We start from the raw sequence: 21,751 nt of genomic DNA, 5'->3' as shown, positions 1-21,751 counted from the left end.
GGCGTCGGTATGCAAACGACGTATGAGCATCGGCATGCAGATCGCCGGCTTGGGCCTGCCGATGCGGCCACGGTATGCTGCGCGCCTTGTGTCTTGAGAGCTCCGCGTTGAACGCATTGCCGCTGCGCATTCTGGGCACCGGGCGCCATGTTCCGGCGACGGAAGTGACCTCGCACCAGTTGGACGAGCGCTGGCAGCTGCCGGCGGGAACAACATTCGCGCGGCTGGGCGTGGAAACACGCCATTACGTGGGCGAGGGCGAGACCGCATCGTCGATGGGCGCGGCCGCCGCGCAACAGGCCTTGGCCAGCGCAGGTCTCGATGCCAGCCAAATCGATTGCCTGATTTCTGCCTGTAGCGTGATGGAACAGCCGATTCCCTGCCAGGCGGTGCTGATCCAGCGCGCGCTCGGCCTGGGCGATTCCGGCATCCCCGCATTCGACGTCAATGCAACCTGCCTGAGTTTTCTGGTGGCACTGGATATGGCGGCCAACGCGCTGGCGCTTGGCCGTTACCAGCGCGTGCTGATCGTCTCCAGCGAGGTCGCATCGGCCGGGCTGGATGCAGCAACGCCGGCCACGGCCGGCTTGTTCGGCGATGGTGCGGCCGCAGTGCTCGTTGGACGTAGCGCAGCGGGGCAGGGCTCGGCGCTGCTCTCCAGCCGGTTGTCCAGTTATGGCAGCGGCGCGGAGCTGTGCCGCATTCGCGGTGGCGGCACCCGGTATCCGCATGGCGAAGACAGCGCGCCCGATGCCTCGCGCACGTTCTGCATGGATGGACGTGGCGCCTATCGCTTCGCCGCGCGGCAGCTGCCGGCATTCTGGGAACGGCTGCTGCACGACGCCGGCACCACCGCTGCAGCCTTGCGTTGCCTGGTGCCGCATCAAGCCTCCGGCGGCGGCCTGGATCATGTGGTGCAGACACTGGACCTGCGCTCCGATCAGTTGGTGCGCATTCTGCAGCGCACCGGCAATCAGGTGGCCGCCTCGTTGCCGCATGCACTGCATCACGCGTGTGTCGAACTGGGTCTGCAGCGCGGCGATCTGGTCGCGTTGCTCGGCACCGGTGCGGGGCTTGCCATCGGCGGCATGGTGTTGCGCTACTGATGCCGGTGCGCGTGTCGCTCGAGCTGTTGCGGGTTGGCCACTGTCGTCATTGCGAACGCATGGTGCGCGCGGATGGCCACTGGCATGCGGTGGAATTCCCGGCGTTGAGCGTGCTGATCCGGCATCCACAGCGTGGCGCGCTGCTCTACGACACCGGCTATGCCGCGCATTTTTTTCGCGCGACCGATCCGTGGCCGGAGCGCGTGTATCGCTGGACCACGCCAGTGAGCCTGCCGGCCCACGAAACCCTGGGCGCGCAGTTGGGCAAACGCGGCGTGGCGCTGGACGAGATTGCCTGGTGCCTGATTTCGCATTTCCACGCCGACCATGTCGGCGGCCTGCGCGATTTGCCCAATGCGCGCTTTGTCTGCCTGCGTGCGGATTACCAGCAGGTGCGCAGCTGTTCGCGCCTGGGTGGGTTGCGCCGCGCCTTGCTGCCGCAGTTGCTGCCGAACGACTTTGACCAGCGGCTGCAGTTTGCCGAACAGGCGTCGCAGCGCGCGTTGAGCGGCGCCTGGCAGTCGCTCGGCCCGGCCTACGATCTGTTCGAAGACGGCAGCGTGCTGGCACTGCCGCTCCCCGGTCACGTGCCCGGCCAGATGGGGCTGTGGCTGCGCGATCAGCACGACCGCGAGGTGTTGTTGTGTGCGGACGCGGTGTGGTCGTCGGCAACCTGGGCCGCGCTGCAATGGCCGGCCTGGCCCACGCGTCTGCTGATGCACGACTGGCACGCATTCCAACGCACCGTGCATCGCCTGCACGCGTTGTCGCAGGTGCATCCGGAGCTGGCCATCCTGCCATCGCACTGCCAACCCAGTCTCGACCGTTATCAACCGGAGTGGCGATGAGCCTGCGCATTCTCGTGACCGGTGCGTCCGGTTTTGTCGGTGGTTCGTTCCTGCGGCGGTTTCAGGGGCAGCCGGGTGTCGAGATTCACGGCATCGGGCGCCGCGCCAGCGAGTTGCCCAACTACCACCGCATCGACCTGAGCCAACCGTTTTCATTGGACTGGCAACCGGATGTGGTGATTCATGCGGCTGCGCTGGCATCGCCGTGGGGCACGCGCGCGCAGTTCCAGCTGCACAACGTGCAGGCCACTGCCAATGTCATCGACTTCTGCAAGCGCAATGGCTGCCCGCGGCTGCTATATGTGTCGTCCAGTTCGGTGTTCTACCGCGAAGCCCATCAATACGATCTGGATGAAGACAGCCCGATCGGCCCGGCCTTCGTCAACACATACGCGCACACCAAATACCTCGGCGAAACCCTGCTCGACACGTATCCTGGTGAGAGATGCGTGTTGCGCCCGCGCGCCGTGTTCGGGCCCGGCGACACGGTGTTGTTTCCGCGTGTGATCGCCGCGGCGCGCAAGGGCGCGTTGCCACGTTTCGTCGGCCAGACCCAGCCGGTGATCGGCGACCTGATCTATATCGACACGCTGTGCGATTACCTCTATCGCGCAGCCACCGCGCCGCAGTTGCAGGCTGCTTACAATCTCACCAACGCGCAGCCGGTGGATCTGCAACAGTTGTTGTTGGACCTGCTCACGCGCCTGCAGCTGCCGCTGCCGCGACGCGAGGTACGCATCGCCACTGCACTGCGTATGGCAAGCGTGGTGGAGGTGGCATATCGCGTGCTGCGCCTGCGCGGTGAACCGCCGATCACGCGTTTTGGCGTGGGTGCATTCGCTTACTCCAAGACCTTCGATCCGCACCGCACGCTTGCCGATCTCGGCCCGCCCAGCGTCAGTCTGGACGAGGGCGTGGAGGCCTTCGTGCGCTGGCAGGCGGCGCAGTGGAGCTGATCGTCCCGACCCTGGCCGTGCTGTACCTGGGCGTGTTGCTGTTCAAGACGGCGGCGGTGCTGTGGGTCATGCGGGGCGAACGCCGCAGACCACCGCGCATTGCCGTTGCAACGCCGGCAGAGGTGGCGATCCTGCAGCCCATTCTTGGTGGCGACGCGCATCTGCAGGACGTGCTCACCGCCAACGTGCAGGCATCGCCGCAGGCGCAGTTCGTCTGGTTGCTGGATGCCGACGATCGCCCGGGAAATGCTGTTGCCGATGCAGTGATTGCGTTGTCTCCGCAACTACGCATCACGCGCATGCTGGTGCCCCCGGCGCCGCCCGGCATCAATCCCAAGGCATGGAAGCTCGATTACGCGCTGCCGCACATCACTGCGCCTGTCAGCCTGATTCTTGACGACGATGCGCACCTCAGCGGCCCTGCGTTGTCGCAGCTGTTGCGGGATCTGGCGCACGCCGATGTGGTCACTGCGTTGCCGTATTACCGCGACAGCGCCACCGTGGCGGGCCGCCTGTTGGCGCAGTTCGTCAACAACAATGCCGCGCTGACCTACCTGGGCTGGCTGCCGTTTGCAGCGCCGCTGACCCTCAACGGCATGTGCTATGCGGCGCGTACCGCGCAGCTGCGTACCTGGGGAGGCTTTTCTGCATTGCTGGAGCAACTGACCGACGACCTGGCCTTTGCCACGCTGGTGCGCGCGCGTGGCGGGCGCCTCTGGCAATCCACCGCACCGGTAGCGATGCGCACCGCGATGCCGGACCTGCCTGGTTACCTGCGCCAGATGCATCGCTGGATGCTGTTCGCATTGATCCTGTTGCGCCGTCAACGGCTGGGTGTGCGCAGCGCCATCCGCATGTTGCAGGGGCTGCCGCCAGTGCTGCTGCTGGCCATGCTGATCGGCGCCTGCGTGCAGCACACCTGGCCGGCTGCACTTTCGATGTTGATCGTGGTGCTGGCGCGCGCGCTGCTGCTGTGCGGCGTGCAATGGCGCGTCACCGGCGCAGTCCGCCACCGCGTGTTGCTGTCGCTGTGCGCCGAATGCCTGCAGCCGCTGCATCTGCTGCATGCAGCATTGGTGCGCACGATTCGCTGGCGCACGCGGCGTTACCGCGTGTTGTCTGATGGGTTTTTTCGTGCGCAGTGAGCCAGGCACGCTGCAGATCGCCTTCCTCACCGGGCAAAGCGACCCGGCAAGCTGCGCGCTGAGTGCGGAGCAGCAGGCATTTCTGCAACAACTGCGCGGCACGGGCCGGCACTGTGTGACCTGCAATTATCCGTATCGCCATGACAGCGCGGCGCACCGACGCATGCCGCTATGGCGTGCCAGCCTGTCCAATGCGCGGCAGTATCTTGCGGCGCGCAACGCCCGCGTTGCTGCTGCCGATCGCGCACGCGTGCACGCGCTGCTGGAACAGGCGCCGATGACGCTGCTGCTGGCCGGCAGCTGCGGGCTGCAGCTATTGAGCGCACTGCAGTTGCCGGATGCGCTGCGTGCGCGCCTGGCCGTCTTTGCGTATGGCCCGGTCTGTCATGCGCCCGCGGCGTTCGGCCGGCTGCGGGTGGTGCAAGGGCGCAGCGACTGGATCTCGCATGCACTGTTCGATGGGCAGGTGCATGCCAGACCCGCGTGCGGACACATGGCGTACCTGCGCAACGCCGAGGTGCTTGCCGAATGCCAGCGCTTGCTCGTGCAGATCGAACGGATGCAACCGGACACGACGCATGCGCATTGATCTGATCGCACCACCGTATAGCGGGCATCTGCATCCCATCCTGGCGATCGCGCGACAGCTCGCTGCACAGCACGAGGTGCATGTCATCAGCACGCCGGCCGCGCAGGCGCGCATCCGTGCCTGCGGGCTCACTGCCGCCAGCGTGCTGGATGCGCATGCCGATCGCTTGCTGCTTTCCATCGCCAACCCGCCGCATGCAGTAGGCCACAACCCCTTGCGCCTGCGTCGGCAGCTGCACGACGCGCTCGGTCTGATGGCGCAGCTTGGCGACGCGTTACAGCAGCGCTGGCGCGCGCGGCGGCCGGATCTGGTGATCGTCGACTTCACCTTGCCCAGCGCAGGACTGGCGGCGCAGGCGATGGGGATCGCCTGGTGGACCAGCATGCCCTCGCCATGCGTGATCGAAACCGCCGACGGGCCGCCCGCGTACTTCGGTGGGTTGCATCCCGCGGCCACGCCCCTGCAGCGCGCGTGGCACGCGGTGGCACGCCGGCTCACGCGCGGCTTCAAACGGACCTTGCACCTGTGCTATCGACGCCAGATGCGCGCCTGCGGGTTGCCGGCGATCTATCGCAGCGATCGCAGCGAGGCGGTGTATTCGCCGCAGTGCATTCTGGCCCTGGGAGTGCCGTCGTTCGAACTTGCGCAGCGCTGGCCTGCGGCGGTGCGCTTCGTCGGGCCCCAGTCGTGCACGCCGCCCTCGTCGGTGACCGCGCCCAGCTTCGTTGCAGGGCGCCGGCATGTGCTGGTGACGCTGGGCACGCATCTGCACTGGGTGAAGCAGCGCATGGATGGCATGTTGCGTGCGCTGGCGCCACAGTTCCCCGAAGTGATCTTCCATTTCAGCGACGGCGACACGGGCGCGCCACCGCAGCCGGGGCAGGGCAACTATCAACGGCTGGCGTACGTGGATTACGCGCAGCACCTGCAGCGCTATGCGCTGGTGGTTCATCACGGTGGCGCCGGCATTCTGTATGCCTGCCTGGCCGCGGGATTACCGGCGATTGTCTATCCGCTGGATTACGACCAGTTCGACCACGCCGCGCGCTTGCAGGTGGCAGGCGCTGCCTGGTGGTTGCGCGATCTGGATGGCTTGCCGGCGCTGCTGCGCGAGGCGCTCGATACAGAAGCTGCGCCGTCCGGCGTGGGTCGCTTGCAGGCCGAGCTGCACCTGATCCGGTCGCAGGCGCGCATCGTGCAGCTGGTGGATGGCTTCGCGCGGACTGGCGCGGTGCCGCCGATATAAGGCAGCACGCGCGCGTCCGGCTTGTCCGCTGCTCTCAGCCCGCGGCCGCGTTCAACGGAGGCGTCTTGCTGACCATCAACTGCGGCCAGCGCTTGAGCACCGCAGCGCGGAGGCCGGCCTGGTCGATGCCGGCCTCCGCCAACAGGTCTTCGCGGCTGGCATGGTGCTGGAAGCTGTCCGGCAGACCCAGGTGCAGCGTCGGCATAGTGATGGCTTCGGCGTTGAGCAATTCCGACACGCCCGAACCGGCGCCGCCGGCAATGACGTTGTCTTCGATGGTAACGAAGCCATCGTGGGTCTTGGCCAGTTCCAGCAGCATTGCCTTGTCGAGCGGTTTGACGAAGCGCATGTTGACCACGGTCAGGCCCAGTTCGCGGCCCACCGCTTCGGCCGCTTCCACAGTCACGCCGAAGCCGAGCAGGGCGATGCGGGTGCCGCTATGGCGCAGCTGCGCCTTGCCGATCGGCAGGGTGGTCAGCGTGGTGTCCAGCGCTGCGCCGGGGCCGGTGCCGCGCGGGTAGCGTACCGCTGCCGGGCCTTCGTACTGCACGCCGGTGCTCAGCATCTGGCGGCATTCGGCCTCGTCAGCCGGTGCCATCACCAGCATGTGCGGCACGCAGCGCAGGAAGCTCAGGTCCAGGTTGCCGGTATGGGTGGCGCCATCCGGGCCGACCACGCCGCCGCGATCGATCGCGAACAGCACGTCGAGCTTCTGCACCGCCACGTCGTGCACCAACTGGTCGTAGCCGCGCTGCAGGAAGGTGGAATAGATCGCCACCACCGGCTTGGCACCTTGCGTGGCCATGCCGGCGGCCAGCGTCACCGCGTGCTGCTCGGCGATTGCCACGTCGAAATAGCGCTGCGGGTATTCCTTGCTGAAACGCACCAGGCCCGAGCCTTCGCGCATTGCCGGGGTGATGACCAGCAGCTTGGGCTCGGCCGCGGCCATGTCGCAGACCCAGTCGCTGAAGACGTCGGTATAGGTCGGCTTCTTGGCGCCGGCCTTGGCCACCAGGCCCTTGCTCGGGTCGAACGGGCCGACCGCGTGGTAGCCGATCTGGTCGCCTTCGGCCAGTTCGTAGCCCTTGCCCTTGGTGGTGATGACGTGCAGCAACTGCGGGCCCTTGAGCGTTTGCAGGGTCTTCAGTGCACCGACCAGGCTGGGCAGGTCGTGGCCGTCGATCGGGCCGGTGTAATGGAAGCCCATTTCCTCGAACAGCGTGGACGGCACGAACATGCCTTTCCAGTGTTCTTCCCAGCGCCGCACGAAGCGTGCGGTGGGGTTGTTCTTCTTGTCGCCGAGGATCTTCTTGCCGCCTTCGCGGATGGCATTGAGCGTGCGGCTGCCGCTGGCGCGGCCCAGCATCTTGGTCAGCCCGCCCACTGCCTCGGAGATCGACATGCGGTTGTCGTTGAGGATCACCAGCAGGTTCGGTTCCGGGTCCATGCCGCCGGCGTGGTTGAGCGCCTCGTAGACCATGCCGGCGGTCATCGCGCCGTCGCCGATCACTGCGACCACCTTGCGGTCGTCGCCATTGCGCTGCGCGGCGATGGCCATGCCGAGCGCGGCCGAGATCGAGGTCGACGAATGACCGACCCCGAAGGTGTCGTAGACGCTTTCTTCGCGCTTGGGGAACGGCGCCACACCGTCCTTCTGCTTGACCGTATGGATCTGGTCGCGCCGGCCGGTGAGGATCTTGTGCGGGTAGGTCTGATGCCCGACATCCCACACCAGCTGATCGACCGGGGTCTGATACAGGTAGTGCAGGGCGACGGTGAGTTCGATCACGCCAAGGCCGGCCGCGAAGTGTCCGCCGCTCTTGCCCACCGATTCGATCAGGTAGGAACGCAGTTCTTCGGCGATCGCGGTCAGCTCGGCTTCGTCGAAGCGACGCAGATCGTCGGGAGTCTGGATGCGGGACAGGCGCGGATAGCGGGTGGAGTCGATCATCATCGTGTCAATATTCTGAAGCCGCATTGTCCTCCCCATGCGAAGGCCCGGCAAGCAAACTGGTTCAGCTGTCAGCGGGAAGCGACGGGGAAAGGCGCCGCCACGGTCAGGCTGCGTGCCGATCACGGACGCCTGCGGCAATCTGCCGCACCTTGCGGCGTGCGCGTTGCACGGCTTGTTCCAGGCAGGCTGGACGAGCGCGTGGCACGCCGTTGGCTGGCGGAAATGCTGGCGGAGCACGTGATGTCATGCATTCGACCGCTATGTCCGCCGGCACGCCGGGCTCAGCGAAAGCGGCAATGAACAGTGATTGCGACAGCAGCCCGCGCGTCCGGGCTCAACTATCCAGGATATCCGCGCCCTCACCCGGGGTGCTGGAGCTGCTGACCACCGTGCAGCGCATCAGGCACTGCCCGCCGCTATCGGTGGCTTTGTCGGCTCATAGCGACAGCTTGGAGCGCTTGGGCAACTGTGCGCGCAGGAAGGCCATCTGGTCGGACAGGATATTGCGATTGGACAGGATCAGATGCTCGATCCAGCTAGGCCTGTACGGCACCGCCAGCAGCGGCATATGCGCCTGTTGCGGTGTGCGGTTGGCCTTGCGCGAATTGCACTGGAAGCAGGCAGTGACCACGTTTTCCCAACTGTCGCGGCCGCCCTTGGAGACTGGCATGACGTGATCGCGGGTCAGATGCGGGCGGCTGAAATGCTGGCCGCAGTACATGCACAACTGCGAATCGCGTGCGAACAGGGCGGTGTTGCTCAGGGTCGGGGTCGGGTCCAGCGCACGCGAACGGGCATGGCCGCGTGCGGCGATGATGGGGTGCAATTCCAGCGTGCTGCGCTCGCCGGTCAGCCGCGAGATGCCGCCATGGATCTGCATGCAGGGCTCGCCCAGCGTCCACGACACCGCATCGCGGGCGTACAGGCAGGCAGCGTCTTGCCAGTTGATCCAGTCCAGCACGCGGCCGTGTGCGTCGAGCGACAGCAGGCGAAGCGTGGGAAGTTGCTGGATCGCAGCGACAGCGTTGCCCGCAACCGGGGCAGAGCTGCCTCCGGGGACGATCACATCACGAACGTGCGTGTCTGTCTCCATCGGGAAAACAGCTTATACCCGATCGTTGACAGTTTGTGTATCGCAGCGAACGGCCGGGCGCGTATCGAGCAACGACGAGCTCGGCAAGTACGCACGTGGCTGCGATGCCGCCGTGCTGCCGCATCACTCTGTGCACGCATCGATGGCGTAGGTGAATCGCAGCAGCGCACCTGGGCGCGGGGCCTTGCCGATCGAGACCGCCCTGTCGCGGCCAGGGCCGCTCCTACGACAGCTGAGAATCCCGCGATGTTTACGGGCAGGGCGCACCCGGGCGCGACGATTTGTTGATCGCTACCGCCTCGTCGCGGCCAGGGCTGCTCCTACGGCAGCGGCAGCCCGCCGCGATGAAGGCGCTCAGCCTTCGCCGAACAGCTCCGCTTCCAGGGTCATCAACGGGGCAGCGCCGCTGCGGATGGTGGCGGCATGGGTCAAGGTGCGTGGCAGGATGCGGGCGAAGTAGAAGCGTGCGGTCTCGCGCTTGGCGCGCTTGAAGTCGTCGCTGTGTGCGGAAGCATCGGCGGCCGCAACGCTGCGCGCCCACCAGTACGCCAGCACCACATAGCCGGAATAAAACAGATACTCGTAGCTGGCCGCGCCCAGCTCGTCCGGGTTGCGCGCGGCGCGGTCGAGCACATCGCGGGTCAGCATCGCCCATTCGCTGCACTTGTCGCGCAGCGGCTTGATGAACTCGGCCAGCGCCGCGTTGCCGTCCTGCGCATTGGCGAAGGTTTCCGCATCGGCCAGGAACAGCTTCAGGCCGGCGGCCTGGCTGGCTGCGGTCTTGCGGCCGATCAGGTCCAGCGCCTGGATGCCGGTGGTGCCCTCGTAGATGGTGGTGATGCGCGCATCGCGGGCCAGCTGCTCCATGCCGTATTCGCGGATGTAACCGTGGCCGCCGAAGCACTGCAACGCGTGGTAGGTGTTCTCGATCGACCACTCGGTCTGGCAGGCCTTGGAGATCGGGGTGAGAAAGCTCACCAGCGTTTCGGCATCGGCGCGTTCCTGCTCGGTTTCGCCGCGATGGGCCACGTCCACCAGGCTAGCCGCGTGCAGCGCCAGCAGGCGGCTGCCTTCGGTCAGCGACTTGATGGTCAGCAGCATGCGGCGCACGTCCGGGTGCACGATGATCGGGTCGGCCGGCTTGTCGGGGAACTTGGCGCCGCTGAGCGCCCGCGATTGCAGGCGCTCGCGGGTGTAGCGCAGGGCGTTCTGGTAGGCGCGCTCGGACAGCCCGATGCCCTGCAGGCCCACGCTCAGGCGCGCAGTGTTCATCATCGTAAACATGGCCTGCAGGCCCTTGTGCGGCTGGCCGACCAGGTAGCCCTGCGCGCCTTCGAAGTTCATCACGCAGGTCACCGAGCCCTTGATGCCCATCTTGTGTTCGATGGAGCCGCAATGCAGCGCGTTGCGCTCGCCCACGTTGCCGTCGCGGTCCACCCTGAACTTGGGGGTGACGAACAGCGAGATGCCCTTGGCGCCGGCCGGGGCGTCCGGCAGCTTGGCCAGCACCAGATGCACGATGTTGTCGGTGAGGTCGTGCTCGCCGGCAGTGATGAAGATCTTGGTGCCGGTGATGGCGTAGCTGCCGTCGGCGTTGGGTTCGGCGCGGGTCTTGAGCAGGCCCAGGTCGGTGCCGCAGTGCGGTTCGGTCAGACACATGGTGCCGGTCCAGCGGCCGTCGATCAGCGGCTTGAGGAAGACCTCCTGCTGCCAGGTTTCGCCATGCTGGCGCAGCGCTTCCATCGCGCCGTGCGAGAGCAGCGGGAAGTTGCCCCAGGCCAGGTTGGCGGCGTTGATCATTTCGCTCAGCGGCACGCCCAGCGTATGCGGCATGCCCTGTCCGCCGAACTGCGTCTCGGCGGTGAGCCCGTTCCAGCCGCCTTCCACGAACTGGTCGTAAGCGGCACGGAAGCCCGGTGGGGTGGTCACCGCGTGGGTGCTCTTGTCGAACGCGCAACCGATCTCGTCGCCCACGCTGTTGAGCGGCGCCAGCACCTGCGCGGTGAAGCGGCCGGCCTCCTCAAGCACGGCGTCGATGATGTCGGTGCTGGCATCGCTGTAGCCGAGCCGGGCGAACAGGGCGTGTGCGCCGAGCACGTCGTGCAGGGCGAAGCGGAAATCGGTCAGCGGTGCGGTATAGCTGCTCATGCGGGATCCTTGAAGCGGGTGCGGGAGGGCGTGCGCGTCAGCGCAGCACGCCGTTGAGGCCGGGGGCCGGGCTGAGCGTATTGCGCGACTCCACACTGAAATCGCGCTGTTTCTTGTCCTGCGGGGTGGCCCAGACGGTGCCCTTGAGCGTGTACGGGAACGAGCGGCCACCGGCCAGCACGTCGGCCACGGTGATGCGGCCCAGCGAGGTGGGCTGCAGTGTCACGGTGACCACGTCGGCGGTTTCCGGGCCGATCGACATGCCGACCGCCTGATCGAGTTTGCCGGCCAGCTGGTCGCCAGCAGAGATTTCCAGCGCCACGCGGTCGAACTGCATCGGGATGCTGCTGTAGTTCTGCAGGCGCAGATCCACCGACCAGGCGCCGTCGGCACGTACGGTCAGTTGCTGGATGCTGGCGGCGGGCTCGGACACGCGGCGGACCGCGCCGCCGCAGGCGCTCAGCAGCAGCCCGCAGGCCAGCGACACAAGAAGAAGGCGATAGGCACGACGCATGTACTCGGGTCCTTTGCGGAATGAGGCGGCGCCAAGAATACTACGCAGTACGGTCGCTGCCCCGAGCGAGCGCGCCGCGTCGGGGCGGAGCAGCCGGCGAAGCCAGGGCTGGGCTCACAGCAACGGCGCGGCCACGATCAGTGGCGACAGGTCGTAGCCCATTTCGGTGGCCTGCGCCTTGAGCCGTTCCAACTGCGCGCGCTGCATCCGTGGCGAGCGCGACAGGATCCACAGGTAGTTGCGGTCCGGCTCGCCCACGACTGCCCACTGGTAATCCGGGTCGAGTGCGATCACCCAGTAATCGGCCCACACCAGCGGCAGCCAGCTCAGCCAGTCGGGTGCGAAGCGCACCTGCAGTTGCCCGGGCTGGCCGGCGACCGGACGCGCCACGCCATCGGCCTGGCTCAGGCTCCCATCGGCGGTGCGGCAGCCATTGCGCACGCCGATCAGCCCATCGTCGCGCAAGGTGTAGCTGGCGGTGATGTCGCTGCGGCACTTCTTCTGGAACGACACCGGCAGGTGCGCAATCTCATGCCACTGGCCGGCATAGCGCGAGACGTCCAGCTGCGGCACCGCACGCACCGGCTGCTGCGCGAACGCTGTCAGCGGCAGCAGGGCGAGGCACGACAACAGCAGGCGGGGCAGGTGCATGACAATCTCCGGTAGACGCACGCAGGCTAGGCCATGCACCCGGCCGCGCGGCGTGAACCGGTGCAAGAAACACCGCGCCGATCGCGGCCAGCAACAAAATTGGTCGTAACGCTTGCCCAAACTGCGCCTGCTCGCTATAGTGCGCGTCCTCGCAACGCAGGCATCGTGTTGCAGGTAAGTGGCCGAGTAGCTCAGTTGGTAGAGCAGGGGATTGAAAATCCCCGTGTCGGCGGTTCGATTCCGTCCTCGGCCACCATCTCCAAGCCTTCGTTCGCAAGGCTTTCCGGTTATCACCGGATCCACCGCTCTCCGTTTCATTCAAGCGCGCCAACTGGGCGCGTTCTGCGTTTGGCGGTTTGCGTGGCGGAAACTCTGATTTGATCTGGCGTGGACGCAGGCTGCTGCGTCGTTAGGCACGCCTGGGCACCTGCACGCCATTTCGGTTGAACGATGCAATCGATTTCCACGTGGTCTTCAAATGCGCGTGGCGATACTGCACGCATGACGCACAAGACACTCCGACGCACACTGATCCACGGCTACTGCGGTGAATTCCGCGTGGAGACAATGGAAAGCCAGGCCCCTGGCGCGACGCTGTGGCTCTCGACCGCGTTCGTCTACCACCGCGACCGCGCCGCGCCCGTGGCCACCATCGAGGGCGCAGGGCAGGGCGAATACCGCGGCGATGCACGCGAGCAGGCGCTGCGCGTGGGCTCCTGTCTGGCAGAGTTTCTCGACCCCAAGGAATACCGCAGCTGCGAGCCACGGGGCAGGTAAGGAAACGCAAGCTCTCGGCTACCGCGACGCGCGTGTTGTGTGGTGGTGGAACAGAACAAACAGGCGTGCCTACAGCTGCGCGATCTTCCGGCCGAGCCACGACTCAGTGCAGATGGTGCAACGGCCGAAACAGCCCGGCTCACGCGTATGCACGGCCTACAGCAACACCACGTTGTGCAGATGCGTTTCCAGGCCCTTGCGCAGGATCCGGTAGCAATCGCGATCGAAATCGTCGGGTGCGGCCAGCATTGGACCGACTACATCAGCTTCCGCTACGACCGCAGCCGCCGCGCGTTCGTGCTTCACACGCGCGTGATCCAAGCGTGGGAACTGAAGACCCAGGACACGCCCGATGCCGATGCGCTGCGCCTGAGCGAGCACAAGCAAATTGCTGCGGACGCGCGCAAGCCGGTCCTGCTGTCTGCCAATGCACCCTCGCCGCGATGGCGTGGCTGCGCGATCAGCCGCCTGCCGGCCTTCAGTTGTCCATGTTGCGCCGGTAAACGAACAAGCGCGGCGCCTTGGCTACCTGCGCCGAGGCCTGGCGTTCGCCGGCGATCAATGAGAAGCCGATATCGGCCAGCATGCGCGACAGCGCGTTGGCGTTGCCGCGGCCGGGGTCGCTGATGACGATCTCGCAGGCGGGTTTGGCCAGCGCCGGGATCAGCTTGGCCAGCATGGCGGCGTGGCGGGTTTCGTAGAGCACGTCGCTGGCGATGATCATGTCGAACTGGCCCATGTTCGGCGCGCCGGTATTCCAGTCGAGCCGGCGATACGGCACCGATTCCAGCGCGTTCAGCGCAGCGTTGTAGGCCAGGAACACCTCCGCCAGCGGGTGGTGGTCGCTGGCGACCACATCGGCGCCGCGTCGGCGCAATACAAGGCTCGCCAGGCCCAGGCCGCAGCCCAGCTCGAGGATGCGTTTGCCCTCGATGGGGCGCGTGGCCATGGCCTCAGCCAGCAACTGGCCGGCCGGCCAGACCTGGCCGAACAGACTCCATTGCGCCGACGAAATACCCGCCTCGGCAGCGGTCTGATCCGGGTCGGCGTACTGCTGCTTATCCGCCAGCGCGCGAATGACGTAGGTCAGCTGCCCGAAGGTCAGCTCGTGGATCTGGGTCTGGTAGCCCGGCATGGTGACATCGCATGGTCGCCAGACGAACGGCGCTGGCCTGGAAAGAACGCGCGCTGGCGCAGCCGGAAACGACCGCGAGGCGCAGGAGCTGCGTGTTGCCCGCGCATGCTACGACAAAACCATGCGCACGCACGCTGCACCTGCGCGGGGTGTGCGGCTTTCAGCAAGCATTCCAGCGGCGTTGGCGCACAGCTGCAAGGTTGCGGGCAAGACGGCATTCCCGCTGATGGTCGCCTGCCGTCGGCTGACAAGCTGTCGTTGATGAAAAGCTGGATGTTTTCGGACGTCGCCATCTATGCAGATGTCACCGCAACGGTAGCGCTCACATCCAGTGAAGGCTCTCCGCGTCTTTGGCCGCGGTTGCTGATTGCATCAGGTTGCAATGGCGGCCGCTGCCGTACGGGAAAGGCTCATGGATGTGACGAGTCGCCTCACCGGGCCCAACTAGACTGTGGCCACGGGAATGGCCCCGCGGAGAATATCACTTGAACGATCCCGGTCACGGAGAGCTACGGGCGCCTCACATCAGCGAATCTCGCAGCCTGCCTGTCGAGAAGCATCGCTCGGACATCTTTTTTGCTGCGGTGGAAACCACGCGCATGCCGATGACGGTGACCGACCCGCATCTTCCGGATAACCCCATCGTGTTCGCCAACCGCGCGTTCCTGGAGATGACCGGCTATTCGGCCGATGAAGTCATCGGCAATAACTGCCGCTTCCTGCAGGGGCCGGAGACCGACCCGGCCAGCATCGACGATGTGCGCGAATCGATCGAAACCCGCAGCGAATTTGCCACCGAGGTGCTGAATTACCGCAAGGACGGTTCGTCGTTCTGGAATGCCTTGTTCGTCTCGCCGGTATTCGACGACAAGGGCAACCTTGTATATTTCTTCGGCTCGCAACTGGATGTGAGCCGGCGCCGCGATGCGGAAGATGCGTTGCGCCAGGCGCAGAAGATGGAAGCGCTGGGCCAGCTGACCGGCGGCATCGCGCACGATTTCAATAATTTGCTGCAGGTGATGTCCGGGCATCTGGAGGTGATTCAGATGATGGCCAGCGCCGGCGGTGGCACTGCCGAGCGCATTGCCTTCAGTGCCGAGCATGCGGCTGCGGCGGCTGCGAAGGCGGCCACCTTGACCCAGCAATTGCTGGCGTTTTCGCGCAAGCAGAAGTTGCGCGGGCGAGTGGTCAACCTCAATGGGCTGGTGGCCGGCATGAACAACATGGCCGAGCGCGCATTGGGGGGCGGCATCACCTTGCGGCAGTCGCTGGAAGACGGGCTATGGAATTGCCAGATCGACACCACCCAGGCCGAAGTGGCGCTGTTGAATGTGTTGATCAACGCACGCGACGCGATGGCGCAGGCCGAGCGCAAGGAAGTCACCGTGCAGACCCAGAACGTGGAGGTCACCAGCCACGATCTGGCGATGTATCACCAACTGGCGCCCGGCCGCTACGTCAGTATTGCGGTGAGCGACACCGGCTCGGGCATGCCGCCGGAGGTGGTGAGCCGGGTGATGGAGCCGTTCTTCACCACCAAGGACGAAGGGCAGGGCACCGGCCTGGGCCTGTCGATGGTGTATGGCTTCGTCAAACAGTCCGGCGGCACCGTGCGCATCTATAGCGAGGTGGGCGAAGGCACCACGGTGCGGCTGTATTTCCCCGCATCCAGCGAATTCGAAAATGAGCTGCAGGCAGCCAAGAGCCGTTCGATCGACAAGGGCGGCAACGAAACCATCCTGGTGGTGGAAGACAAGCAGGACGTGGCGGTGGTGGCACGGATGTTTCTGGAAAATGCAGGCTACCGCATCCTGTCTGCGTCCAGCGGACGCGAGGCGGTCGAGATGCTGGAAAAGACTCCCGACGTGGACGCACTGTTCACCGACCTGATCATGCCCGGCGGCATGAATGGCGTGGTGCTCGCACGCGAGGCGCGCCGCATGCTGCCGAAGATCAAGATCCTGCTCACCACCGGCTACGCCGACGCCAGCATCCAGCGCACCGATGTGGGCGGCGCCGAGTTCGACGTGGTCAACAAGCCCTATACGCAAAAGCAATTGCTGAAGCGCATCCGCATGCTGCTGGATGGACCAACCGGCGTGGGTTGAGACCTTGCGCTGCAGCGCATTTCAAGCTGGTCGGTGCGCACAGGTTTCAATAAGACAGCCAGGAAACTGTCTGGTGCGCTGATTCCGTTCTTCAATGAAGGCATCAGCCAACTGTCTGGTGCGGTGTCCTTACCGATTGCGGGACCGTTGGCGGCATGGATGCCGCCACCGAGCCTCCACGGACGGATTCACGGCGTGTCCCGCGAGCGGTGAGGGCACCGCGCCCTCGACGTCTTTGCGTTTGCTGCATGGCCCTTGCCCGCCCACCATCTCAGGACACGCTGCAAGTACGTCCATGTAAGCTCTGGCGCGGCATCCATGCCGCTCAAGGTCTCGCGACGGTGAGCGGGCAATGACCAGTCGAGTTGGTCGGTGTGCACAGCTTTCAATAAAACAGCCGGCAAACTCTCTGCTGCGCTGATTCCATTCTTCACTGAAGCAAACAGCCAACTGTCTGGTGCGGTGAGGGCACCGCGCACTCGTTACATACCCTGGCAACCACTTCCTCAAACGCACGACATGCAGCGGGCAGCTGCAACCGCTCATACCAATCCCCAGCGCCGGCCCGCCAATTCCTAATTCCGAATCCCCACCCTCAACCTATTCCTCGCCGAGCGGCGCCACGTAGCCCTCTGGCTTGTCGGCATTGCGCTCGAACAGAAACTTCTGCAGCTCGGCTTCGAGGAAGGCGCGGTGCTTGGGGTCGCGCGGTGACAGCCGGTTTTCGTTGATGAGCATGGTCTGATGCGCCAGCCACGCCTGCCAGGCGGTCTTGCCGATCTGCGCAAAGATGCGCTGGCCGAGTTCGCCTGGATACGGCACGAAATCCAGGCCTTCGGCGTCGCTTTGCTGGTACTGGCAGAACACGGTGCGGGACATGTGGATTCCTTTTAATGCGGGGTGGAGTGACCTGCGCAGTTGCGCCTTGGAAGGCATGCAGGGCGCGCAGGTGCAAGGGGTGATGCGTTCGCCAGTGCAGTGTACGAGTTGCGGTTGCCGCGATGCGTCGAAGCGGCATCTATGCAACGTAACGCGCAGCCGTCAGGTGGGTGTGGATGGCGCATGGGAATCGGAGTGTACGAGCGGTACATACCGATTTCGAGCATCGGCTGGGCGCCTGGCGGTGGGCGCGGTCGTCCTGGTATCTGTTCCAAACATGCAGTTGTTCGACCAGTGCGTTACAGCGCGTCGAGCAACTTGCGGATTGGCGCCGGCAGGCCCAGCGATCCAAGATCGGCACGTGCCACCCAGCGCAGGTCGTCGTTGTCGCGTACCGCTGCCCGCAGCGCGACCTTGCGCAGGCGCAGCGGCTGCAGATGCAGGCGGTAATGGCTGAAGGTGTGCACGATCAGCGGCATCTCGTCGGCGCGTTCGTAGTCGCCATCAATATGCGCTGCGAACCAGGCGCGCATGCCGCTGTCGGTCTCGGCCTGCGGCAGCGTCCACAGCGAGGCCCAGATGCCGGTCGGTGGGCGACGCTGCAGCAGGAGATGCCCGTCTGCATTCTGCAGCAGCAGCGCGGTGGCTTCGCGTTCGGGCAGTAGCTTGCCGGGTTTGGGCGTGGGCAATGCCTCGACCAGGCCATCGCGGCGTGCGCTGCAATCGTCCTGCAGCGGGCACAGCACGCATGCAGGTTTGGCGCGTGTGCACAGCGTTGCGCCGAAATCCATCTGCGCCTGGGTGTAGTCGGCCAGACGGCCGGCCGGGACGTGCGCGACATGGGTGGTGGCCAGCTGCCATAACTGCTTTTCGACCACCGGCAGGCCGGGATAGCCGGCGATGCCGTGGAAGCGCGCGAGCACGCGTTTGACGTTGCCATCCATGATCGCGAAAGGATCGTTCCAGGCCTGGCTCAGGATGGCGCCTGCGGTGCTGCGGCCGATGCCCGGCAGCGCGAGCAGCGCATCGAAATCGCGTGGCAACTCGCCGCCGTGCAGGGCGACGCAGTGTTTGGCGGCGGCATGCAGGTTGCGCGCTCGGGCGTAGTAGCCAAGCCCGGCCCAATGCGCCATCACCGTGTCGTTGTCGGCCGCCGCCAGATCGGACAGTGCAGGGAAGCTTTCCACGAACTTTTGGAAATACGGAATGACCACCGCAACCTGGGTCTGCTGCAGCATGATCTCCGACAGCCACACCCGGTATGGCGCGCGCGGATGCTGCCAGGGCAGGTCGTGGCGGCCGTGGCCGTCGAACCAGTGCAGCAGGCGCTCGACGAAGGCGTCGGAAGAAGGGGCGGTGTGATCGGCGGGCATGACGTCTGCTGGCTGGGAAAAGGGGCTGGGGGTGTGGTTGAGCCGCCAGACGATGACATACCTTGCCGGTGATCTGCGCCGGCTGGGCGATGGTGCAGGATGCAGCGCACGCTCGTTGCCAGGCGATCTCCGTGCCTTGATCGCAGCTGCAGGTTGTCACCTACGCAGTGCTTGCCGTCACTGCAGGCAAGTGACGCAAAAGGCAGCGTTGGCCACGCTTCATGCGGTGTAGCGGCTTTCTCGTTGCGCAGTTCCTGTGCGAACGCTGCATGTGGCTGCAGCGCTGGCGCTGTGTACAGCGGAGGAAGGCCGCTCGATCGGCGACGCCTTTCGCTGACCAATCGCAGCGAGCCGGGCATGTCCGAACATTGCCATCTGATCGAACGGCGCTTAAAAGACATCGTGCCGTATTGGCAACCAGTTGCTCATTCAGCGCATCCATTACACCAGCATCGACTTGCCCTGTGCCGTGGCTGTTGCCTTTCCGGGTCCCCGGTCCCGGCCGTCAATCAACCGCCCAATGCGTCCGGCAACAAGGCATCCACGAACGCCACCGGGTCGAACACGCGCAGGTCTTCCGGGCGTTCGCCGATGCCGGCAAAGCGGATCGGAATGTTGAACTCGCGCGCGAGCGCAAACACCACGCCACCCTTGGCGGTGCCGTCGAGCTTGGTCACGACCAGGCCGGTGACGCCGACCGCAGCATGGAACTGGCGCAGCTGCGAGATGGCGTTCTGCCCGGTGGTGCCGTCGATGACCATCAGCACTTCGTGCGGCGCGGCGGCGTCGATCTTGCCGAGCACGCGGCGGATCTTGCCCAGCTCGTTCATCAGCCCGGTCTGGGTGTGCAGGCGGCCGGCGGTATCGGCGATCAATACGTCGGTACCGCGCGCCTTGGCGGCCTGTAGCGCGTCGAACGCCACCGAGGCGGCATCGGCGTTCTGCCCCTGCGCAATGACCGCCACGCCGTTGCGGTCGCCCCAGGCCTGCAGCTGCGCCACGGCGGCGGCGCGGAAGGTGTCGCCGGCGGCGAGCATCAGGCTGCTGCCTTCGTCCTTGAAGCGCTTGGCCAGCTTGCCGATGGTGGTGGTCTTGCCGACGCCGTTGACGCCAACGGTGAGCACCACGAACGGCTTGAGCGAGCGGTCGATGACCAGCGGCTTGGAGACCGGTTGCAGCAGCGCGATGAGATCGGCGCGCAAGGCCTTGAACATCGCCTGCGCATCGACGAATTCGCGCGCTTTCATGCGCTTGCGCAGGCCTTCGACCAACGCGGTGGTGGCGCCGATGCCGACATCGGCGGTGATCAGCGCGGTTTCGATTTCATCCAGCAGATCGTCGTCGAGCTTGGGGTTGCGCGAAAACAGGCCACCGAAGCTGCGCGCGAAGGTGCTGTTACGCAGCCGCTCGCGCCAGCCGGGTTTGCCTGCTGGCGCGGCTGGCAGCGCATCGTGCTGGCCAACGATGCTGTCGCTGTCCGGGGAGGACGGCAGCGGCGCGCTGACAATGGCTGGTGCGGTGACGGTCGGCGCAGTGCTTACCGAAGCCACAGCGATTGGGGCTGCGACAGCCGGAGCAGTGGCAGGTGTCGGCGTTGCCGCCGGCGGAGCGATGACCGGTGACGCGGTGCCCGGCGCGGCGACCACCGCAGGCGCCGCACTTTGCGACGGCGTTACCGGCTGTGCAGGCTTCGCGTCAGGCGGCGTTGGCGTGGTCTGCGGCTGTACCACCACCGGCGGCACCACAACGGTGACTGGCGTGCCTGGCGCGCTAGCGGGAATCGGGTCGGGCAGCGCCTGCAATGCGGTAGGCGCAGGCGTTGCCGGGGCCGCAGGTGCGCTTGGAACGGCAGCGATGCTCTGCGCCTGGCCAGTGCGTGCAGCGATCTCCTGTGCAAGCTGGTCGGCCGGCGTTGCCGCGGTTGGCGGCGATGTTGTTGCAGCTGCCGGTGCAGCAGGTTCGCTATGCGTGGGCGCTACAGGCGCGGTGCCTGCGACCGGAGCTGCGGCTGTGCCCGTGCTCGGCTCGGCGGTCGGCATCGCCTCGACCGGCGATACCGGGGTGGCGGCAGACGGCGCAGTGGGGAATGCGGCTGCCAGTTCTTCCAGGCTGTAGCGCGAGGTACGCGAGCTGTCGGGCGTGGTTGGCTTGTTGCGGCGAAAAAAGCTGGCCATTGGCAACGCAGTAGGGGAAACCCGAAATTCTATCATCCGGGCCCCGTATCGCCTTGACGCCACCTTCAGCGCAGACGGTTGCGCGGGCGCATCGCCTGCGTCACAGCGCGGCCTGCATGGCGGCTCAACTCAGATCGCCAGCGCGCCGCAAATCCTGCCGAATTCGGCATTTGTGCCAGCTATGTGTCAAGGCGAAATTCTGTTCTTACAACTGACCTTTTAGCGCACGGTAATCGCGTGGCGTCATACCGACGGTAGCCTTGAACTGGCGCGCAAAGGCGCTCTGGTCGGCAAAGCCGCAGCGTTGCCCGATGCTGGCGATGCTGTCGTCGCCGTACAGCAGCCGCATCGCCGATTCGATGCGCAGCTTGGTCAGTAGCTGCTGCGGGGTGACCTGGAAGACGCGGCGGAAGTGCCGCTCCAGCTGCGCCACCGACAGCCCGGCCAGATCGGCCAGGGCCTGCACGCGCAGGTTGTCGCCGAAGTTGGCCTGCATGTGTTCCATCACCTGGCTCAAGCGCTCGTAAGCGGAGTGACGGCTGTCGGGCTGGCCGAGATCGCGCGAGATGCCGACCACGCCGATGACCTCGTTGGCCTCGCACAGCGGGCGTTTGAAGGTCAGGCACCAGCCGGGCAGGCGGTTGGGATACAGATGCACTTCGAGCTGGTTGTCGATGAGCTCGCCACACAGCACGCGGCGGTCCTGCATCATGTAACTGCCGCCCAGCGGCAAGGGGAACACTTCCAGCGGCGAACGGCCGATGATCTCGCTGCGCAGCTTGCGTCCGAGCCGGCGCACCAGGGTCAGGTTGCAGTGGGTGTAGCGGCCCTCGCTGTCCTTGATGAAGAACACCACATCCGGCAGTGCATCGAACAGCGTCTGCATTTCCAGCGCGGGAAGGTTGAGGTCCATCGGGGTCATGGTAGCGGTCACGATTTGACGGTTGCACGAAGGTGCAACCCAGCAATGATCCTAGCGCAAACGCGCGGCTGTGCATCGGGTTGTCGATTGTGCAGATTTCCGCATTTTCACCTCGCATTGCACGCTAGTCGTG

18 protein-coding genes, 1 tRNA gene, 1 other RNA gene and 2 pseudogenes are annotated in these 21,751 nt (G+C 65.7%); 10 read left to right on the top strand and 12 right to left on the bottom strand.

Translation table 11 applies throughout. The annotated features are described in order from the left end of the window. The first annotated feature begins 74 nt into the window (after positions 1 to 74). The 6 genes from M3O59_RS12470 to M3O59_RS12445 are packed head-to-tail and all read left to right on the top strand — an operon-like array spanning position 75 to position 5,890. Positions 75 to 1,106, top strand: coding sequence for a 3-oxoacyl-[acyl-carrier-protein] synthase III C-terminal domain-containing protein (locus tag M3O59_RS12470; RefSeq protein WP_181920526.1), 1,032 nt, complete (start codon positions 75 to 77; stop codon positions 1,104 to 1,106). Next, positions 1,106 to 1,954: an MBL fold metallo-hydrolase gene (locus M3O59_RS12465; protein WP_064630286.1), complete on the top strand. Its 849-nt coding sequence runs from the start codon at positions 1,106 to 1,108 to the stop codon at positions 1,952 to 1,954. The genes M3O59_RS12470 and M3O59_RS12465 overlap by 1 nt, the downstream gene beginning before the upstream one ends. Then, on the top strand, positions 1,951 to 2,910 hold the full coding sequence (locus M3O59_RS12460) for an NAD-dependent epimerase/dehydratase family protein (RefSeq protein ID WP_116905684.1): 960 nt from the start codon (positions 1,951 to 1,953) through the stop codon (positions 2,908 to 2,910). Before M3O59_RS12465 ends, M3O59_RS12460 begins: the two co-directional genes overlap by 4 nt. Further along, positions 2,901 to 4,055, top strand: a complete 1,155-nt coding sequence (locus tag M3O59_RS12455) for a glycosyltransferase family 2 protein (RefSeq protein WP_116905685.1) — start codon at positions 2,901 to 2,903, stop codon at positions 4,053 to 4,055. Before M3O59_RS12460 ends, M3O59_RS12455 begins: the two co-directional genes overlap by 10 nt. Beyond that, positions 4,033 to 4,644 carry a hypothetical protein gene (locus tag M3O59_RS12450; RefSeq protein ID WP_116905686.1) on the top strand — a complete coding sequence of 204 codons (612 nt, stop codon included), beginning with the start codon at positions 4,033 to 4,035 and terminating at the stop codon, positions 4,642 to 4,644. Before M3O59_RS12455 ends, M3O59_RS12450 begins: the two co-directional genes overlap by 23 nt. Further along, positions 4,634 to 5,890 (top strand): glycosyltransferase, encoded by a 1,257-nt coding sequence (locus M3O59_RS12445; protein ID WP_116905687.1) that lies wholly within the window; start codon positions 4,634 to 4,636, stop codon positions 5,888 to 5,890. The genes M3O59_RS12450 and M3O59_RS12445 overlap by 11 nt, the downstream gene beginning before the upstream one ends. A gap of 34 nt (positions 5,891 to 5,924) precedes the next feature. Here the strand turns inward: M3O59_RS12445 and dxs are convergent, their stop codons facing one another. The 5 genes from dxs to M3O59_RS12420 form a co-directional block, all read right to left on the bottom strand. Continuing rightward, positions 5,925 to 7,841 (bottom strand): 1-deoxy-D-xylulose-5-phosphate synthase, encoded by a 1,917-nt coding sequence (gene dxs / locus M3O59_RS12440; protein ID WP_116905717.1) that lies wholly within the window; start codon positions 7,839 to 7,841, stop codon positions 5,925 to 5,927. A 439-nt stretch (positions 7,842 to 8,280) separates the two neighbouring features. Continuing rightward, on the bottom strand, positions 8,281 to 8,937 hold the full coding sequence (locus tag M3O59_RS12435; protein WP_116905688.1) for an HNH endonuclease: 657 nt from the start codon (positions 8,935 to 8,937) through the stop codon (positions 8,281 to 8,283). 354 nt (positions 8,938 to 9,291) lie between these two features. Then, positions 9,292 to 11,085 carry an acyl-CoA dehydrogenase C-terminal domain-containing protein gene (locus M3O59_RS12430; RefSeq protein WP_116905689.1) on the bottom strand — a complete coding sequence of 598 codons (1,794 nt, stop codon included), beginning with the start codon at positions 11,083 to 11,085 and terminating at the stop codon, positions 9,292 to 9,294. Positions 11,086 to 11,122: 37 nt separating this feature from the next. Then, positions 11,123 to 11,599, bottom strand: coding sequence for an LEA/WHy family protein (locus M3O59_RS12425; protein ID WP_064630300.1), 477 nt, complete (start codon positions 11,597 to 11,599; stop codon positions 11,123 to 11,125). A 114-nt stretch (positions 11,600 to 11,713) separates the two neighbouring features. Further along, entirely contained in the window at positions 11,714 to 12,250 is a 537-nt protein-coding gene (locus tag M3O59_RS12420) for a lipocalin family protein (protein WP_064630302.1), read from the bottom strand. A 180-nt stretch (positions 12,251 to 12,430) separates the two neighbouring features. Here M3O59_RS12420 and M3O59_RS12415 point away from each other — a divergent pair. Further along, positions 12,431 to 12,506: transfer RNA gene (locus tag M3O59_RS12415), tRNA-Phe, on the top strand. A 245-nt stretch (positions 12,507 to 12,751) separates the two neighbouring features. Next, complete coding sequence (locus M3O59_RS12410) at positions 12,752 to 13,027, top strand: hypothetical protein (RefSeq protein ID WP_064630304.1); 276 nt, start codon at positions 12,752 to 12,754, stop codon at positions 13,025 to 13,027. 156 nt (positions 13,028 to 13,183) lie between these two features. Here M3O59_RS12410 and M3O59_RS21150 read toward each other — a convergent pair. Further along, positions 13,184 to 13,270 (bottom strand): annotated as a pseudogene (locus M3O59_RS21150) (ethanolamine utilization protein); the annotation flags it as partial. On the opposite strand from M3O59_RS21150, the pseudogene M3O59_RS12405 reads away from it, so the two are divergent. After that, positions 13,259 to 13,468, top strand: a pseudogene (locus M3O59_RS12405) (hypothetical protein); the annotation flags it as partial. The pseudogenes M3O59_RS21150 and M3O59_RS12405 sit on opposite strands and share 12 nt — an antisense overlap. 37 nt (positions 13,469 to 13,505) lie before the next feature. Here M3O59_RS12405 and M3O59_RS12400 read toward each other — a convergent pair. Continuing rightward, a complete protein-coding gene (locus M3O59_RS12400) occupies positions 13,506 to 14,162 on the bottom strand; it encodes a class I SAM-dependent methyltransferase (protein WP_064630306.1) in 657 nt (218 codons plus the stop codon). A 485-nt stretch (positions 14,163 to 14,647) separates the two neighbouring features. Between M3O59_RS12400 and M3O59_RS12395 the strand changes: the two genes are divergently transcribed. Beyond that, the gene (locus tag M3O59_RS12395) at positions 14,648 to 16,270 is read left to right on the top strand and encodes a hybrid sensor histidine kinase/response regulator (RefSeq protein WP_064630308.1); all 1,623 of its coding nucleotides are present in this window, start codon (positions 14,648 to 14,650) and stop codon (positions 16,268 to 16,270) included. A 600-nt stretch (positions 16,271 to 16,870) separates the two neighbouring features. Here M3O59_RS12395 and M3O59_RS12390 read toward each other — a convergent pair. The 5 genes from M3O59_RS12390 to M3O59_RS12370 all read right to left on the bottom strand — a co-directional run bounded on the left by M3O59_RS12390 (position 16,871) and on the right by M3O59_RS12370 (position 21,618). Next, entirely contained in the window at positions 16,871 to 17,149 is a 279-nt protein-coding gene (locus M3O59_RS12390) for an oxidative damage protection protein (RefSeq protein WP_010363477.1), read from the bottom strand. Between the two features lie 137 nt (positions 17,150 to 17,286). Then, a non-coding RNA gene (locus M3O59_RS12385) (sX9 sRNA) lies at positions 17,287 to 17,361 on the bottom strand. Between the two features lie 87 nt (positions 17,362 to 17,448). Next, a complete protein-coding gene (mutY, locus tag M3O59_RS12380) occupies positions 17,449 to 18,522 on the bottom strand; it encodes an A/G-specific adenine glycosylase (protein WP_116905690.1) in 1,074 nt (357 codons plus the stop codon). 509 nt (positions 18,523 to 19,031) lie between these two features. Continuing rightward, positions 19,032 to 20,696, bottom strand: a complete 1,665-nt coding sequence (gene ftsY / locus M3O59_RS12375) for a signal recognition particle-docking protein FtsY (protein ID WP_147308482.1) — start codon at positions 20,694 to 20,696, stop codon at positions 19,032 to 19,034. A 205-nt stretch (positions 20,697 to 20,901) separates the two neighbouring features. Next, positions 20,902 to 21,618 carry an AraC family transcriptional regulator gene (locus M3O59_RS12370; RefSeq protein ID WP_116905692.1) on the bottom strand — a complete coding sequence of 239 codons (717 nt, stop codon included), beginning with the start codon at positions 21,616 to 21,618 and terminating at the stop codon, positions 20,902 to 20,904. Positions 21,619 to 21,751 lie beyond the last annotated feature (133 nt).

The organism is Xanthomonas nasturtii (assembly GCF_023337365.3).
Taxonomy (GTDB): Bacteria; Pseudomonadota; Gammaproteobacteria; order Xanthomonadales; family Xanthomonadaceae; genus Xanthomonas; species Xanthomonas nasturtii.
This window is presented reverse-complemented; position numbering and strand designations above follow the sequence as displayed.